General features: G+C 54.2%; 13 protein-coding genes and 1 pseudogene. 1 reads left to right on the top strand and 13 read right to left on the bottom strand.

Annotated features, from left to right (window positions below; all coding sequences use genetic code 11):
• Window position 1: 1 nt before the first annotated feature.
• From ACFQ0F_RS07675 to ACFQ0F_RS07655, 5 genes are read right to left on the bottom strand one after another with little or no spacing between them, the layout of a single operon-like run.
• Window positions 2-1,234 (bottom strand): FAD-dependent oxidoreductase, encoded by a 1,233-nt coding sequence (locus ACFQ0F_RS07675; RefSeq protein ID WP_340675510.1) that lies wholly within the window; start codon window positions 1,232-1,234, stop codon window positions 2-4.
• Between the two features lie 37 nt (window positions 1,235-1,271).
• Window positions 1,272-4,745 carry a PAS-domain containing protein gene (locus ACFQ0F_RS07670; protein ID WP_379070787.1) on the bottom strand — a complete coding sequence of 1,158 codons (3,474 nt, stop codon included), beginning with the start codon at window positions 4,743-4,745 and terminating at the stop codon, window positions 1,272-1,274.
• 60 nt (window positions 4,746-4,805) lie between these two features.
• Window positions 4,806-5,477: a lipoyl(octanoyl) transferase LipB gene (gene lipB / locus ACFQ0F_RS07665; RefSeq protein ID WP_340675512.1), complete on the bottom strand. Its 672-nt coding sequence runs from the start codon at window positions 5,475-5,477 to the stop codon at window positions 4,806-4,808.
• Window positions 5,478-5,480: 3 nt separating this feature from the next.
• A complete protein-coding gene (locus tag ACFQ0F_RS07660) occupies window positions 5,481-5,765 on the bottom strand; it encodes a YbeD family protein (protein WP_340675513.1) in 285 nt (94 codons plus the stop codon).
• Window positions 5,766-5,789: 24 nt separating this feature from the next.
• Window positions 5,790-6,938 (bottom strand): D-alanyl-D-alanine carboxypeptidase family protein, encoded by a 1,149-nt coding sequence (locus tag ACFQ0F_RS07655; RefSeq protein ID WP_340675514.1) that lies wholly within the window; start codon window positions 6,936-6,938, stop codon window positions 5,790-5,792.
• Between the two features lie 147 nt (window positions 6,939-7,085).
• Between ACFQ0F_RS07655 and ACFQ0F_RS07650 the strand changes: the two genes are divergently transcribed.
• Entirely contained in the window at window positions 7,086-7,886 is an 801-nt protein-coding gene (locus ACFQ0F_RS07650; RefSeq protein WP_379070782.1) for a crotonase/enoyl-CoA hydratase family protein, read from the top strand.
• Between the two features lie 3 nt (window positions 7,887-7,889).
• Here the strand turns inward: ACFQ0F_RS07650 and ACFQ0F_RS07645 are convergent.
• The 8 genes and pseudogenes from ACFQ0F_RS07645 to ACFQ0F_RS07610 all read right to left on the bottom strand — a co-directional run.
• Window positions 7,890-8,468 (bottom strand): annotated as a pseudogene (locus tag ACFQ0F_RS07645) (septal ring lytic transglycosylase RlpA family protein); the annotation flags it as partial.
• Between the two features lie 412 nt (window positions 8,469-8,880).
• Window positions 8,881-9,927 (bottom strand): lytic murein transglycosylase B, encoded by a 1,047-nt coding sequence (gene mltB / locus ACFQ0F_RS07640; protein WP_379070779.1) that lies wholly within the window; start codon window positions 9,925-9,927, stop codon window positions 8,881-8,883.
• A gap of 22 nt (window positions 9,928-9,949) precedes the next feature.
• Window positions 9,950-11,098: a rod shape-determining protein RodA gene (gene rodA, locus ACFQ0F_RS07635; RefSeq protein ID WP_340675517.1), complete on the bottom strand. Its 1,149-nt coding sequence runs from the start codon at window positions 11,096-11,098 to the stop codon at window positions 9,950-9,952.
• Entirely contained in the window at window positions 11,095-12,996 is a 1,902-nt protein-coding gene (mrdA, locus tag ACFQ0F_RS07630; protein ID WP_340675518.1) for a penicillin-binding protein 2, read from the bottom strand. The genes rodA and mrdA overlap by 4 nt, the downstream gene beginning before the upstream one ends.
• Before the next feature lie 53 nt (window positions 12,997-13,049).
• Window positions 13,050-13,517, bottom strand: coding sequence for a 23S rRNA (pseudouridine(1915)-N(3))-methyltransferase RlmH (gene rlmH, locus ACFQ0F_RS07625; RefSeq protein ID WP_340675519.1), 468 nt, complete (start codon window positions 13,515-13,517; stop codon window positions 13,050-13,052).
• A 15-nt stretch (window positions 13,518-13,532) separates the two neighbouring features.
• Window positions 13,533-13,892, bottom strand: coding sequence for a ribosome silencing factor (gene rsfS / locus ACFQ0F_RS07620; protein WP_340675520.1), 360 nt, complete (start codon window positions 13,890-13,892; stop codon window positions 13,533-13,535).
• Window positions 13,889-14,590, bottom strand: a complete 702-nt coding sequence (nadD, locus tag ACFQ0F_RS07615; RefSeq protein WP_379070773.1) for a nicotinate-nucleotide adenylyltransferase — start codon at window positions 14,588-14,590, stop codon at window positions 13,889-13,891. Before nadD ends, rsfS begins: the two co-directional genes overlap by 4 nt.
• Complete coding sequence (locus ACFQ0F_RS07610; protein WP_340675522.1) at window positions 14,565-15,821, bottom strand: glutamate-5-semialdehyde dehydrogenase; 1,257 nt, start codon at window positions 15,819-15,821, stop codon at window positions 14,565-14,567. Before ACFQ0F_RS07610 ends, nadD begins: the two co-directional genes overlap by 26 nt.
• Window positions 15,822-15,939: the final 118 nt, after the last annotated feature.

Here is a 15,939-nt window from a genome sequence, read left to right as displayed (position 1 = left end):
CTTAAGCTTTTGCAGCAGGAATAAATGCCGCCACTGCCTGTGCCGAACGCACCGCAGACTCCAATAACGGCACGCCGGCATGAGCCCATGAGCCGCAGAAAAATACACGGCGGCCAGCTTCTGCATGCAGCACGCGCAGCTGCTCATGCACACTGTGAGTGCCGCTATGAACTACGGCGCGCGCCAGTGGCACACGAACGATCACATGCTCATCGGCTGGTGGGAATAAAGGATTCCACGTTTGCAAAATAGGCGCAGCATCTTGCAGGCTAGGCTCCACAGCATTGACCCAAACACTAAACATCGCCTGCGATAAATCGCGCGAGATGCTGTAGTTCAACGCCGACCAATCGCTGCGTTTTGCCGGCAAAAAGCGCGTATCGGTATGCACCCAAAGCTCGCCATGATCGAAACGAATGCCCTGCATTAAGGTCTGTTCGCGCTGCCAAGGCGTATCGAGAAAGCCGAGTTGATTAGCTTGAGTTGCCACCACCACGCGATCAAAAATACCACCTTCGCCACGAGCATTAAGTACTTCAACACCCTCAGCCAACTCACGCACCGATTGCACAGGGCTGCCGCTAATGCGCAAGAGGTCTTTGCCGAGCGCAGCCACTAGTGCCGGCGTGCCACCTTGCAAGCGCACCAAAGTATCGCCATGGACAATAGTGTTGAGTAAGGACAGCAGTTGATGCGCAGGCCAGGCCAATAGATGCTGCTCATCGCAGGTGCAGATAGTCGTTAGCAATGGCAGCACTAGTCCGCGCCAAAATAACGGGTCGAAAGAGGTGTCGGCGAGTAGCTCAGCTAAAGTGCGCGGATCATCGGCGCTGAGGTCTGCTAGGCAAGTACGTAGTTGCCAAAAGCCACGTGCAAGACGGGCGCTATTGAGACCGATATGACGCCATGAGCCCACACTCGGTAGGCCAAATAAGCGGCTGCTGCGAAACCATGTGGATTGATCATCGAGCCAACTGCAGGCGGCAAATGTATCGACTGGAAATGTTGAGACACCAACGGAGGCGGCAAGATCGATCACGCTGCCCCAAACTTGTGGGCTCATTACGCGCAAAGGCACATCGACTAGGCCGCCTTGCCAGTTCAGGCTATGCGCATCCATGCCATGGCCATTTTGTGCTTCAAAAATCGTGATGCGATGGCCTGCGCGCGAGAGAAAGTGCGCGGCGGCTAAGCCGGCCATCCCGCTGCCAATAATGGCGATGTTTTGCTGCATAAACTAAGGCCTAGGGCGTACCCAGCTAATAAATGACTTAAAGCGATTGTGCGCTGGCGGCTAAAAATGCGCGCAATGCCGCAGGTTTAATGGGCTTACGCAGTAAGCCAAGGCCCGCAGCGCGCACCGCTTGCGCAGTCTCATCGCTATGATCGGCTGTCACTAATGCGCCAACTCGACCAACGGCTAAGGTGAGCAGCAAGTCTAAACCATCTTCGTCGTTGGTCAGATGATAGTCTGCCAAAATTACCTCAGGCTGATATTCCTCTAGCTGCGCATGCGCTTCTGCACCATTGCTAGCAACGACGACAGTGCAGCCCCAGCGACCTAGTAAGGCCTGCATGCCAGCTAAAATATCTGGCTCGTTATCGATGCAGAGCACCGTTAAGCGACTTAAGTCGCCGGCATTCGCCACGGCTAAGTCGCTGCTATTTACAGCGCGAATGGCAGGTGAGCAGGCGCTCATGCGAATGCTAAAGCAGGCTCCACGACCACTCGCCGAGCGCAGGCTAATGCGATGCCCAAGCAGCCGCACCATGCGATCGACAATGGCGAGACCCAGGCCAAGGCCTTTTTCGCCCCAAGGAGAAGCTTCGCCGCCACGTTGAAACTCTTCAAAAATACTGGCTTGTCGGCCCAAAGGAACACCGGGGCCAGTATCACGCACATCAAGACGCCAGCCTTGGCCATTGTCGCAGCGACGCAAGCCAACGAGCACGCCGCCATTGCGGGTATAGCGCAGGGCATTGCTTAGTAAGTTTTGAATAATGCGGCGCAACCATTGCCTATCGCTACGCACCCAAATTGCGCCCTTGGGCATCCATAGTCTTAGGGTAAGGCCACGTTGAGCTGCTAAGGGCCGGACTTGCTCAATCAGTTCGATTAACAGCGCATCTAGCGCGATGGCTTCGGGGTGCGGCAGTAGTGCTCCCGCATCTAGGCGTGAAATATCCAGCAAGGCCGAGAGTAGCTCTTCAGCGCCACGCAGCGAGCTATCGAGCTGCTGGGCCAATACGCCGACCTCGCCAGATAGCTCAGGATGCTGGCTTAGTGCTGATGAGAACAGTCGCGCGGCATTCATTGGCTGCAAAATATCGTGGCTGGCAGCGGCTAAAAAACGTGTTTTAGATTGGTTGGCTTCAACAGCTTGGCTCTTCGCCTGCTCTTGTGCCGCTAGAGCTGTCTGTAGCTCGGCCGTGCGCAATGCAACACGTTCCTCTAGTTCGGTTTTGGCTTCAGCTAGTGTGTGTTCAGTACGCTTGAAGTGTGTGATATCGGCAAATGTAGTCACAAAGCCGCCGCCGGGCACTGGCCGTCCGCGTAGCTCTAACACTTGGCCATCGGGCCGAATGCGCTCAAAAATATGCGGACTGCCTTCGCGCATATGACGAATGCGCTTTTCGACATGGGCGTCGATTAGGCCTGGCCCGCACTCGCCTTGTTCGGCGTTATAGCGAATCAAATCTGCCACAGGGCAACCGGTATAGACCATGCCATCGGGGTAATCAAAAAGTTCAAGATAGCGTCGATTCCATGCCACCAAGCGCATTTCAGCATCGACCACACTAATACCCTGCTCGATGTGCTCCATCATGGTGTTGAGCACGCCGCGATTAAAGCGTTGCAGCTGTGAGCTTTGATCAAGCAAGGCTACTACTTGGCCAATCTCTAAACCACTGCCGCGCAGAACCGTGGTTAAAATGGCACGCGATGATGCAGCGCCCATGGCACCGGCTAGCAAGCGCTCGGTAAATTGCACCCAAGCACGACTGGCCGAGCGGCGTAAGTCGAGTTGCTGGCCACGCCCGCGAGCAAACTGATCAAAGGCCTGATTTGTCGCTTCCTCACCTAGGATACGAGAGGCCAAAGCGTGAAGCTCGCTGAGCGGTAGGCGCTGCCATTCTTCTGTATGTAGCGCTTGGCTTTGCGTGGTAAATGGATCAAGAAAGTGGCTGCTTTCAAGCTGCTCACTGATGCCTGGGCGAAAGCGTAAAGACACCACGACAAAGCAGCTGATATTGACCAACAAACTCCAAAATACACCGTGCGTGAGCGGGTCCCACCCCTCTAGATAAAACAACGCTTGTGGGCGTAGCCAGCTAAGGCCGAATGGTCCTTGACTGAGCCATTCAGCACTGAGGCCAAGCGCGGGCAGCATGGCGGGGATCATTAGTGTGTAGGCCCAGACACTGATGCCGGCGATGAGACCGACCATCACGCCTTGGCGACTGCCGCCGCGCCAAAACAGGCCAGCAAGCAGGGCGGGAGCGAAGTGCGCAACGGCTGAGAATGCGAGTAGGCCGACGGCATTGAGCTGAGAGAACTCTTCAATGACTCGGTAGTAGCCGTAGCCGAGTAGCGTTAGCGCAATAATCGATAAGCGGCGAATAAGTAGGAGTCGGAGCGCGAGACGCTGGCCAAAGCGCTTCGAGCGCAACAGCATGGGCACAACCAAGTCGTTGGTAATCATGGTCGATAACGCCACGCTGGAGACGATCACCATGCCGGCGGCAGCGGAGAATCCGCCGATAAAGGCAAATACCGCGAGAGCTTCATTATTGGCCGCTAACGGCAGCGCGAGCACGGCAATATCGGGATGCATGCGCGCCAAGCCGGGGTCGAGCAGAGCCATCGCGGCGATGGGTAAAACCGCTAGCGAAATCAACAGTAAATAGCCGCCAAACCAATTATGCGACTGGCGAACATGGCTGGCATCGTTGCACTCGACAACGCCGACATGGAACTGGCGCGGTAAGCAGACCATGGCTAAAAATGCCAATAGGACTTGCGCTAGAAAACCTTGCGGCAGATCACTAGGTCGGGCTAATTGATCGAGTGCTGGTGAGTTAATCCAATCGCTAGGCAGGGCATCGAGATGCAGTAGCGCGAAAATGCCGACAGCGACCAATGCGGCAAGCTTGACCACAGACTCAAGCGCCACGGCGAGCATCAGGCCTTGATGGTGCTCGGTGGCATCGATGTGGCGCGTACCAAATAAGATGGCGAGAGCGGCCAGCACCAAGCTAATCCACAGCGCGGTATCGCTAGTCGGGAAGGGGTTGTTGAGGCCGGCTGCGCTGAGCACATTCACGCTCATGGCCACCGCTTTAAGTTGCAGCGCGATATACGGCAGCGCGCCAATAATGGCAATTACCGCAACGGTACCTGCTAGATGCTGAGCCTTGCCATAACGTGCGGCAATAAAGTCAGCAATGCTGGTAATCGACTGCGCCTTGCTGATGAGTACCAAACGCTCCATCAAGCCGCGAGCAAATAGAATAAACAGCAGCGGGCCGAGATAGATAGGCAGGTAGCCCCAGCCATTGGTTACGGCAGAGCCAACGGCGCCATAAAACGTCCACGAAGTGCAGTACACCGCGAGCGTTAGGCTATAAATAATGCCTTGCTGACGATGGCTTAAACGCGGGCTGTGATGGTCGCCCCAATACGCCACCGCAAATAGCAGTGATACATAGAGGACGGAGACTAGGGGCAGAAGCCACTGTGGCATAGAGCCATTCCATCAATGATAAGAACGACTTGCGACTATGGTATATGAGCGATTGGCTGTCTAGCGCTGCTCATCTAGACCAAGGTCTAGTTCAGGGAAGTGTTGGCTCAATGCCAAGCAGCAGGCTTTATCGACTGCGGTGATTAATTCGCGGTCGCTGAGTGCGCGCGAGGGATGGTCTTGCGCTAGTTCATCGCGCAGTTGGCACATGACTAGGCCGGCATAGCCGCAGGGGTTGATGCCGAGAAAGGGTTGCATATCCATGGCGACATTAAGCGAGAAGCCGTGATAGCTGCGACCGCGACGAATGCGCAGTCCTAGCGAGGCAATTTTTCGACCTTGCACATAAACACCATGCGCGTCGCGATTGGCTTCAGCGGCAATGCCAAAGGAGCGAATGGCATCGGTGAGTGCATCTTCCACGCGCTCAACAAATTTGCGCGTGTTAACGCCAATACGATCGATGTCGACTAGTAAATAGCCGACAAGCTGGCCAGGGCCATGATAGGTAACCTGGCCGCCGCGATCACTCTGCACAATGGGAATGTTGTTGCTGAGCAAGACATGTTCGGGCTTGCCTGCTTGGCCTTGGGTGTATACCGGCGAATGCTCGAGCAGCCATAGTTGGTCACTGCTATCGGCATCGCGCGTCTCGGTATAAGTCTTCATAGCCTCATAGCAGCCCGAATATTCGAGCTCTGCTAAGCGGCTAATCTGCCAAGGACGTGCCATGATTTAGAGTGCTAAACGAATGGCCGGCTCAGCGGCGAGCGCGGCGTAGACATCGTTAATCTGCTCTTTGCGCTCGGCATGAAAAACCACTCGTATCGATACATATTTGCCTTTCGACGAGGTCTGCATCTCAATTGTGGCTGGATCAAAGCTGGGCACATATTTGCAAATGAGGTCGGCAACAATCTGTGCCATTGGCTGGCTCGCCTCTCCCATGACTTTTAAGGGGTAGTCCATGGGAAAGACCCATAGTTCTTCATTCTTAATGTCGGTAGGGCGTTCAGTCATTGCCGGCCTCGTCTGTGTAGTGGCTTAGAATAAGTTGGTCAAAAAGCGTTTTAGGTAGTGCCACATGCGCACCACGAAGTTGGCTTCTTCAACAGCTTCCATGGCGACAACTGGCTGAGTGGCAAGCACTTTGCCATCGATGCTAACCACGACTTCGCCAACCACTTGGCCTTTGGCGATTGGTGCGCTGAGCTCTGGCTGCAAACGTGTTTTTGCTTCAACTGAGTCTTTTTTGCCGCGTGGTAGGGTCAGCGATAAATCATCCGCTAAGCCAACTTTCACAGTGTCGGCAACACCAAACCACAATGGCGCTTCAGAGAGGATGGTGCCAGCTTTCATTGGTGTCACGCTTTCGTAGCTGCTAAAGCCCCAGTTCAATAGAGCGCGCACTTGGTCTGCACGAGCTTGCATACTGGTGGTGCCCATAACGGCAGCAATCAAACGCATGCTGCTACGTTGGCTAGATGCTACTAGGCAATAGCCTGCGGCATTGGTGTGGCCTGTTTTCAAGCCATCGACAGTTGGGTCAGTATAAAGCAGGGCATTACGGTTGCCTTGCTTGATGTTGTTGTAAGTAAAAGACTTTTCCGAATAAATCGGGTAGTACTTATTGCTATCTTTGATGATGGCGCGTGCCAAGATCGCCATATCACGAGCGGTAGTGATATGGGCTGGGTCGGGCAAGCCAGTGGCATTCATAAAATGCGTATTTTTCATGCCTAAGCGCTTAGCTTCGCCATTCATGATCTCGGCGAATGCTGGCTCTGAGCCGGCAATATGTTCAGCTAAGGCTTTCGATGCATCGTTACCGGATTGAATAATGACGCCACGGAGCATGTCGATGACAGTGGCTTGACCATTGAGCGGCAAGTACATGCACGATTCATTGCTAGAGCCACGGCACCAAGCGTGTTCGCTAACGCCGACCAAATCAGTCTCTTTTAGACGACCTGAATCGAGCGCACGTTCGACGATGTAGCTGGTCATCATTTTGGTCAATGATGCTGGCTCAACCGGCATGTCGGCGTTGTTGTCAGTGAGGACTTGGCCAGAGGCAAAGTCGATCAAGATTGAGGATTTATTATCGAGCGCGGGCGGGGTTGGAATAACAAAGGCCAGTGCGGGGGCGGAGACTAAGCTCAACACCAAGGGCAGGGCTAAACGAAAATTCATAACAGATCCTAAATCGGTGTGTGGCGGGCACAGTTCAGGCGAGAGCTGGGACTGTGCGAGAGCGCGCCTAGTTTACTGCATGATGCCCTCGGGATGGCAGTCATCTGCTAATCTTGCACGCAAGATTAGTTAGAGCTGAGATAAACCATGGCGGCAATTCGGATTGAGCGACACGGCAACATCGCTGAAGTAATTTTGGCGCGTGCGGAGAAGCACAACGCGGTCAGCGTCGATACGCTTACCGAGCTCATTGCTGCAGGTCGCGAGTTATCGCGCGATAAAAACCTGCGGGCGGTGATTATTCATGGCGAAGGCCCGAGTTTTTGCAGTGGCCTAAACATTCCCAGTTTTATGGCTAAGCCACAAAACATGGCGCGGCACTTTTTACGACCTTTATGGCGCAACACCAATAATTTTCAGGAAGTGGCTTGGGTTTGGCGTCGTTTAGCCGTGCCTGTGATCGCGGTATTGCATGGCCGTTGCTATGGAGCGGGCATGCAAATCGCTTTAGCCGCCGACTTCCGCCTTGCCACGCCAGATTGCGAGCTCTCAATCATGGAGGCGAAATGGGGTTTGGTGCCAGATATGTCGGGCACTGTGAGCCTGCGCGATTTAGTGCCGATAGATATTGCCAAGCGCTTATCGATGACGGCCGAATGCTTTAGTGCCGAGCAGGGCAAGGTGTGGGGTTTGGTGACAGAGACTCACGAACAGCCATTGCTTGCGGCGCGTGAGTTGGCCGCGAGCATTGCAACGCGTTCACCAGACTCAGTGGCATCGACTAAGTTTCTCTTTCAGCGCGCATGGCCGGCGTCGGAAAATCATGCATTTTGGCTAGAGCGCTGGTATCAGCTGCGTTTGCTGTTTGGTAAGAACCAACGCGTGGCGGTGAAGACTGTGCAGACTGGAAAGACACAGCCGTATTTGCCGCGCCGCATAAAAAGCTAAGGCTTATTCTTCGGGGCTTGGGCGAATGGCGATATTCATCATCAAGCCGACTCGCTGTGCGCGCAAACCTCGAATCACTAACTCAGCTTCCTCACGAGTCAGCATGGGTCCAACTGAGACCCGGTAAGCCTGCTCTGGGTCGCGCTCTTTGATGACATCAATGCCAACGCCTTTTGGGATGATAGTTAGCAGGCGACTTTCCAAATCGTGGGCAAGATCAGCATTGCGAAAGTTACCCAAACGCACGCGATAAACCTCTGATGAGTTGAGCGCTTTGCCTTTGCGCAAATGACCGGTTCGACCTTGGTCGACAGGCTCAATGCTGACTTTCGCCACGCCTTTAAAGCCTAAGGCTTGCGCTGCCGCGTAGGACAGGTCGAGCATGCGTTTGCCGTGATATGGGCCACGATCATTTACCTTAACGATGACAACACGGTTATTGCTGAGGTTGGTGACGCGGATATAACTAGGCAGCGGTAGCGTGCGATGTGCAGCAGTGAGCTGATGCATATTGAAGATTTCACCGCTGGCGGTTCGGCGGCCATTAAAGCCTGGGCCATACCATGACGATATGCCGACTTGGCGTGGGCCAAGGTCGATTGTGTCGATGAAATAGGGTTCGCCGCGTAGCAGCCAAGAAGCGCTCGTGCCGTAGCTGGCTAGCTCATCTTCGTCGAGTTTAAGGCCGGCTTCAGACTCATCGGCAATGGCATCAATTAATAAGCCGCTGTCATTGACCTCGTTATCGACGATGGCTTCTGCGGATTCGCTTGCGAGTTGCCATTGCTGCCAATTAGGCGCGCCGAGGTTAGCGGCAGGCGTTGCTTGTGGGGCTGGCGGTGGTGTTGATTGAGGCGTTACTTGAGGTGTTGCTTGCGGCGCTGCCTCTTCCTCTTCCGCGTAGCTGGCTGGTGAGAGTGTCACGCCAAGCAGTAAGCAGAGGAGTAGCGAACAACTTTGGCCAGCAAACAAGTGCTGGCCAAAGCGCTTTGCCCTAGGGCAGGTGACTGATGGCACGCGTGCGTGCGCTTGCATCTGCGGTTTTCTTATCATGGGCCGCTTGTATCTCTTCGGCCAATTGGTGCGTGGCCATTGCGTAGAGGATACTGCGGTTATAACGCGTGATGACAAAAAAGTTGTTAAAGCCTATCCAAAACTCGCCGCCATTGTCGCCCTGCAGACGTAAACCAGACACTGGCGTGTTTGCGGGGAAAATCTGCTTTTGGCGCGGCGTGATGCCGGCTTTAGCTAAAGCGGCAATGGTCGATGTGGTTTTCAGGTCGGTGCTAGTCGCATCATCATAGTTATCGCCATGGATGGCTGCGCGCACAGTCACGGGTTCGCCAGCTTTCCAGCCATTGGCTTTGAAGTAGTTGGCAATGGAGCCGATGGCATCGACAGGGTTGTTGATTAGGTCGATACGGCCATCACCATCGAAGTCGATAGCGAGACGGCGCCAGCTCGACGGCATGAACTGTGGAAAGCCCATTGCGCCGGCATAGGAGCCTTTGGCTTCAAGCGGATTGATGCCATTTTGCTTCGATAGAATGAGAAACTCACGCAGTTCATTGCGGAAAAACTTGGCGCGGGGTGGATAGTCGAAGCCTAGTGTGGCCAAGGCTTCGATGACTTTGTAGCCGCCTTTATTGCCGCCAAATTTAGTTTCTACACCCAAGATCGCTAAAATCATGCTGGCGGGCACGCCAAACTGAGCTTCGGCACGCGCAAGTGGTTCTTGGTATTGCTCCCAGAAGTCTACGCCGGCATCGACACGCGAGCTTTGCATGAAGATCGGACGGTAATCTTTCCATTCACGGCTTTTTTCTGCCGGACGAGCAATCAGTTCTAAAATTTTGTCTTGGCGCGATACATCTTCAAACAGTTTCGCCAGTTCGCCGGGCGCATAGATTTGCTGCGCTTCGAGCGTCTCAATCATGTCATTGAGTTCGTCGTATTTGGAAAAGTCGCCTGCGATGGCGTGGCCGCCGGTGCTGAGTGCAAGGGCGGTGACCGCCGCTCGCCAAGGAAATCGTAGCGTCATGCTGAATGCTCCAGAAAAAAGTTTAGCCCATTAACTTGCGATGCGCTTGTATCGACATCAGCACGCCAAAGCCTGACATCAAGGTAATAATGGCTGTGCCGCCGTAACTGATGAACGGTAACGGGACTCCCACCACAGGTAGAATGCCGCTGACCATGCCTGCGTTGACAAAGACGTAGACAAAAAATGACATCGTGATGGCTCCAGCCAATAGCCGACCATACGAAGTTTGCGCGTTGGTGGCAATTTGTATGGCGCGAATAAGGATAGCTAAGTACAGAGTTAGTAGAACAATCACGCCGATAAATCCGAACTCTTCCGAGAAGGCGGCGATGATGAAGTCGGTATGGCCTTCGGGCAGAAAGTGCAGATGTGATTGGGTACCATCAAGCCAGCCTTTGCCGGAAAGGCCGCCTGAGCCAATGGCGGTTTTTGATTGAATAATATTCCAGCCATTGCCGAGTGGGTCTGACTCTGGATCAAATAGCGTGATGACGCGACGACGTTGATAGTCGTGAAGAAATGTCCAGGCAACTGGCGCCGCCGCTGCCGCTAGAGCTGCCATGCCGCCAATTAAACGCCAAGAAAGTCCGGCGAAAAATAGAACAAAAAAGCCGCTCATAAACACCAAGATAGAGGTGCCAAGGTCGGGCTGTTCGGCGATTAGGCCAACGGGTACTAAGATCATCACGATGCAGACAAGCAGGTCGCGAAAACGAATGGGGATCGGGCGTGTGGACAGATACCAGGCGATCATCATCGGCATGGCGAGCTTGAGAAATTCGGATGGCTGGACACTAGTGACGCCGGGGATGTCGATCCAGCGCTGCGCGCCCATACGCACTTCGCCGATAAAAACGACAGCAACCAATAGGATGCTGCTAAGGCCATAAAGCCAAGGTGAGATATAGGCATAACTATTAGGTGTAATGCGCGCAAAAATCAGCATGACACCAAAGCCCAGCACAAAACTGCTGGCTTGTTTCAGTGTCATGGTGAGGTCGGCACCACTGGCGCTATAGAGCGCGATGAGGCCGAGTAAGGAGGCGGCAATGAGCAGCGATGTCAGCACGGGGTCTAGGCGTAGTAGGCCCCAAATATCGATGCGCCGCTGAAAGTCAGCGCCAGTATTACTGGTGGTGCGAGCATAGCGCTGCTGAGGCGTATTCATTCGCCAGCATCCTCTGGAACTACCTTCGGCGGTGGTGGCAGCGTGCGGTTAATCTCGTAATCAAATAGCACTCGCGCAATCGGCGCAGCCGTTGAACTACCATGCTTACCATTTTCCACTAAGACGGCAACTGCAATGACAGGGTTTGTCACTGGAGCAAAGCCCATAAACCAGGCGTGATCATAGTGGCGCTCATCAAGCTTGGATTCGTCATAACGCTCGCCTTGTTTAATGCCTTTGACCTGCGCGGTGCCCGTTTTGCCTGCGATGTCATAGCCTTCGAGGCCAATACGCAAACGACTTGCCGTGCCGCGTGCGCCGTGTATAACCTCGCGCATGGCAAAGTGCATTTTGTCCCAGTCTTCGGGCTGGCCGTTGTATGGAATTAGATCGGGCTTGGGCAGATCAGGCTGGAATGTGGGGTCGCTGCTGCTGCGCAAAACATGTGGTCGTATGCGATGGCCGCCGTTGGCGACAATGGCTGTGGCTAGGGCAATTTGCAGCGGCGTAGCGGTGAAGTAGCCTTGGCCAATGCCCACCGACATCATTTCGCCGCGATACCACGGTGCGTTTAGGCGCTTACGTTTCCACGCCACCGAGGGCAGAGTGCCGGTGCGCTCGTTGACCAGATCGATGCCGGTTTCTTTGCCAAAACCGAATTCGGCCATCCAATCGTGAAAGCGGTCTACGCCCATACGGTCGGATAGTTGGTAGTAATAAGTGTCGCAAGACTGCTCTATGGATGTGACCATATTGACTCTGCCATGGCCTTGCTTTTTCCAGTCACGAAAGCGGTGATTCACGCCCGGCAACATGAAGTATCCGGGATCGCTGATGGTGTAGTCCCAATCGACTAGGCCGTAATGCAGCCCACCCAGGGCCTCGAATGGTTTGATGGTAGAGCCGGGTGGGTAGACGCCCTGTAAAGCGCGGTTATACAGCGGGCGATCGATATGGTCGCGCAGGCCGTTATAGAGCGACGATGGGATGCCGCCGACAAATAAGTTGGGGTCGAAGCCTGGGTTGCTGACGAAGGCGAGCACCGAGCCATCTCGTGGGTCTAAGGCAACAATGGCGCCACGGCGGCCAGCGAGCTGCTCATGGGCGAGTTGCTGTAGCTGGATATCTAGGCTGAGCTTTAAGTCCGTGCCGCGCTGCGGTGGTGTGCGTTTTAGTACGCGAATTTGACGGCCAAAAGCGTTGGTTTCAACGTGTTGATAACCAACTTTTCCGTGCAGCACCGACTCGTAATACTTCTCGATGCCAAGCTTGCCGATCAAGTTGGTGCCAGCATAGGCGGTGGCATCTAAGTTTTTTTGATCTTGTTCAGAAATGCGCGAGACATAACCCAAGACATGGGCAAATAGCTCGCCTTGCGGGTAGTAACGAGAAATATCGTTTTCTGCGCTAACACCTGGAAATAAATAGCGTTTCTCTGTGAAACTGGCTAAGTCTTCTTCGCTTAAGCGCGAGCGAATTGGTACTAGCTCATAGCGGCGAGACACGCGCAGGCGCTTTTTAAAACGCTCAATCTCTTCTGGCATGAGATTGATAACGGGTACGAGTCTTTTAATCGTTTCGTCTAGGTCGCTGACTTGCTGGCGATTAATAACGAGGGCGAAAATAGGGCGATTATCGGCAAGTAACACGCCATTGCGGTCATAAATAAAGCCGCGTGGCGGAGCGATAGCCTCGAGATGAATACGGTTGTTTTCAGACTGCGTGACATAGGTTTCGTGCTGCATTAGTTGCAGCCAACCGTAGCGTAAAACCAGTAGCGTGAAGGCGAAAACAATAAAGCCGCCAGCAACAGCGGCACGACCTTTAAATAAGCCAACTTCAGCGAGTTGGTTTTTCATGGTCATGCGTTCTTGCGGCGTATTGTGATCTGGTTTCATGGACACAACAATAATTTATTGGGCGACGGTTTTAGGTAACGTCCGCGCACGGCTTAGCGGTGGTAGGGATGTCCCTTTAGCAGTGTCCATGCGCGATAAATCTGTTCGGCAAGGAGCACGCGCACTAATGGGTGTGGCAGCGTTAGCGGCGACAATGACCATTGCTCATCAGCGCGTGCCGAGGCATCAGCCGATAACCCTTCAGGGCCGCCCACGAGTAGGCTGATATTACGACCTTCAGCCAACCATTGTCTGAGTTTTTGCGATAAATCCTCAGTGCTCCACGGCTTGCCATGAACTTCGAGGGCGATGACGCGATCATTGTTCGCGACTGCAGCTAGCTGCGCTTCGCCTTCTTTCTCGGTTAGGCGCGCGATATCAACCGATTTTCCACGCTTGCCCGCCGCGATCTCAACGAGTTCAAGGCGCACATCATCGTTTAAGCGTTTGGAAAATTCGTGATAGCCCGTGCTAACCCAGTCGGGCATGCGCGTGCCCACCGCGATGAGTCTGATTTTCATCGCGATGGCCTAGCGTTAAACGCTAGATGTGCTGGCGCCCTGAGCTGTCCAGAGACGCTCAAGGTCATAGAACACGCGAGTGGCGGGCAGCATGACGTGGACAATCACGCCGGCGAGATCGATAAGAACCCATTCGCCTTCACGATCGCCTTCAATGCCGATGGGTGGGAATCCAGCGGCTTTGGCCTTGACCTGAACTTCATCGGCAATAGCGCGGACATGGCGCGTCGAAGTGCCGCTAGCGATGATCATGGTGTCGGTCATGCTAGTTAGTGGGCGCACGTCGAGCGTAGTGATCTGCTGTGCTTTCATATCGGCCAAGGCGTTGAGCGCGGCGTCTTGTAATCGTTGTGTATCGTCGTCAAGAGCATTCATGAGCTTGCTGGTGTCTCCGTAGCACGGTAAAGCCCGTGGTTAGCAATGTAGTCGCGTACTGGCGTGGCAAGCCAGTCATCAGTCGGTAAATTATTACCGATGCGTTGGCGTAGTTCCGTGCTTGAGATATCCCTTGCGGGGGTATCGAGTCTCAGCACAGCGCCAAAGGGGCGCGATTGTAACAGCTTGGCATCACTCTGATGGTGACTTTTTAGCCATATTTTCACCGTATCTGGCCAATCGAGTGTAATGCCAGGCCGCGTTGCGATAACAATATGAGCTAGATCGGTGAGATTTTGCCAATCGCGCCAGCGCGGCAAGCTATGCAGGCTATCGGCACCGATGAGAAAAGCCAATGGCGTTGCCGAGCCAATACGCTGTCGCCAACGCCTTAGGGTGTCGATAGTGTAGATCGGCGGTGCTTGGCTGAGCTCATCATCGCTAAAGTACCAGCTTGGCTCGGCGCTCGCGTTTAGCTGCAGGCGTAGCATGTCTGCACGCTGTGATGGCGTGGCGCCAGTGCTCGACTTTAACGGCGAGCCAGGCGTTGGCAGCCAATGCACCGTTTCCGCGCCAAGCAGTGCTTGTGCTGCGCATGCGGTATCAACGTGGCCGCGATGTACGGGGTCAAAGGAGCCGCCAAAGAGCAGCTGCATGGAGTGGCTAATGCGCTTATTGGCGTATTTGGCCGTCGCCAAACACGATCCATTTTTGCGAGGTTAGGCCTTCCAAGCCAACTGGGCCTCGGGCGTGAATTTTATCGGTAGAAATACCGATTTCAGCGCCCAAGCCGTACTCAAAGCCATCGGCAAAGCGCGTTGAAGCATTGATCATTACCGAGCTAGAGTCGACTTCTGCCAAGAATCGGCGGCCACGGCTATAATGCTCAGTCACGATGACATCGGTGTGGTGCGAGCCGTAATGGTTAATGTGATCAATCGCTTCACTAAGATCATTAACGACTTTAATGGCTAATACGGGCGCTAAATACTCAGTGAACCAATCGGCTTCGGTAGCGGCCAAAATAGTGGGTAAAATGGCGCAGGTTTTTTCACAGCCGCGTAGTTCAACGCCTTTGCTGTTGAAGGCATCAGCCAGTGCAGGCAGCAGTTTGGCGGCAATTGGTGCGTCGATTAGCAGTGTTTCCATGGCATTGCAGACGCCATAGCGGTGCGTTTTCGCGTTTAGCGCAATGCGGCCTGCTTTGGCTTGGTCGGCGTCACGATCAATAAAGACATGGCAGTTGCCGTCGAGGTGTTTGATCACTGGCACGCGCGCTTCTCGTGTGATGCGCTCAATCAGGCCTTTGCCACCGCGTGGCACGATGACATCGACATGTTCGCTATCGGTAATTAAGGCGCCAACGGCGGCACGATCGGTGGTTTCAACGACCTGTACTACGCTTGCGGGCAGGCCAGCATTAACGAGACCGGCACTAATGGCCATGGCAATGGCTTGGTTGCTGTGTAGGGCTTCGCTGCCGCCGCGCAAAATCGCGGCATTGCCCGACTTTAGGCAGAGCGAGGCCGCTTCTAGTGTGACGTTGGGGCGTGACTCATAAATGATGCCAATGACGCCGAGTGGCACGCGCATTTTGCCGAGCTGAATGCCTGATGGCCGATAGGTGAAGTCGGTCATTTCGCCAATGGGGTCGGGTAGCGCGATGACTTGGCGCAGGCCTTCGAGCATGCCGTCGAAACGCTCATCATTGAGCTGTAAGCGGTCGAGCAGAGCAGGGTCAAGATCATTGGCGCGGCCAGCATCGACATCGCAAGTGTTGGCAGCAATGATTTTGCTGCGATGCGCGACCATGGCGTCATGAATTGCTTGCAGCGCGGCATTTTTAGTTTGTGTGTTGGCGCGAGCAATAATGCGCGATGCGCTGCGTGCTTGGGCGCCAAGTTGCGACATATAGGCGGAAATATCCATTGAGCTTTATTCTCCTCAGTTGCCCAGAGTATAGCGAAGTTCATTAGGCGCTGGCATTCGGGCTTTACAATAGCGCACGCGCGTGGGACTTTCACAACCATGATGCGCATTTCAATAA

This window comes from Paraperlucidibaca wandonensis, assembly GCF_042677145.1.
GTDB lineage: Bacteria > Pseudomonadota > Gammaproteobacteria > Pseudomonadales > Moraxellaceae > Perlucidibaca > Perlucidibaca wandonensis.
This window is presented reverse-complemented; position numbering and strand designations above follow the sequence as displayed.

What these genes read in the sequence shown, in the direction of transcription:
- ACFQ0F_RS07675 (WP_340675510.1), bottom strand. Translation starts at nt 1,234, where the DNA reads ATGCAGCAAAACATCGCCATTATTGGCAGCGGGATGGCCGGCTTAGCC.
- ACFQ0F_RS07670 (WP_379070787.1), bottom strand. Translation starts at nt 4,745, where the DNA reads ATGCCACAGTGGCTTCTGCCCCTAGTCTCCGTCCTCTATGTATCACTG.
- lipB (WP_340675512.1), bottom strand. Translation starts at nt 5,477, where the DNA reads ATGGCACGTCCTTGGCAGATTAGCCGCTTAGCAGAGCTCGAATATTCG.
- ACFQ0F_RS07660 (WP_340675513.1), bottom strand. Translation starts at nt 5,765, where the DNA reads ATGACTGAACGCCCTACCGACATTAAGAATGAAGAACTATGGGTCTTT.
- ACFQ0F_RS07655 (WP_340675514.1), bottom strand. Translation starts at nt 6,938, where the DNA reads ATGAATTTTCGTTTAGCCCTGCCCTTGGTGTTGAGCTTAGTCTCCGCC.
- ACFQ0F_RS07650 (WP_379070782.1), top strand. Translation starts at nt 7,086, where the DNA reads ATGGCGGCAATTCGGATTGAGCGACACGGCAACATCGCTGAAGTAATT.
- mltB (WP_379070779.1), bottom strand. Translation starts at nt 9,927, where the DNA reads ATGACGCTACGATTTCCTTGGCGAGCGGCGGTCACCGCCCTTGCACTC.
- rodA (WP_340675517.1), bottom strand. Translation starts at nt 11,098, where the DNA reads ATGAATACGCCTCAGCAGCGCTATGCTCGCACCACCAGTAATACTGGC.
- mrdA (WP_340675518.1), bottom strand. Translation starts at nt 12,996, where the DNA reads ATGAAACCAGATCACAATACGCCGCAAGAACGCATGACCATGAAAAAC.
- rlmH (WP_340675519.1), bottom strand. Translation starts at nt 13,517, where the DNA reads ATGAAAATCAGACTCATCGCGGTGGGCACGCGCATGCCCGACTGGGTT.
- rsfS (WP_340675520.1), bottom strand. Translation starts at nt 13,892, where the DNA reads ATGAATGCTCTTGACGACGATACACAACGATTACAAGACGCCGCGCTC.
- ACFQ0F_RS07610 (WP_340675522.1), bottom strand. Translation starts at nt 15,821, where the DNA reads ATGGATATTTCCGCCTATATGTCGCAACTTGGCGCCCAAGCACGCAGC.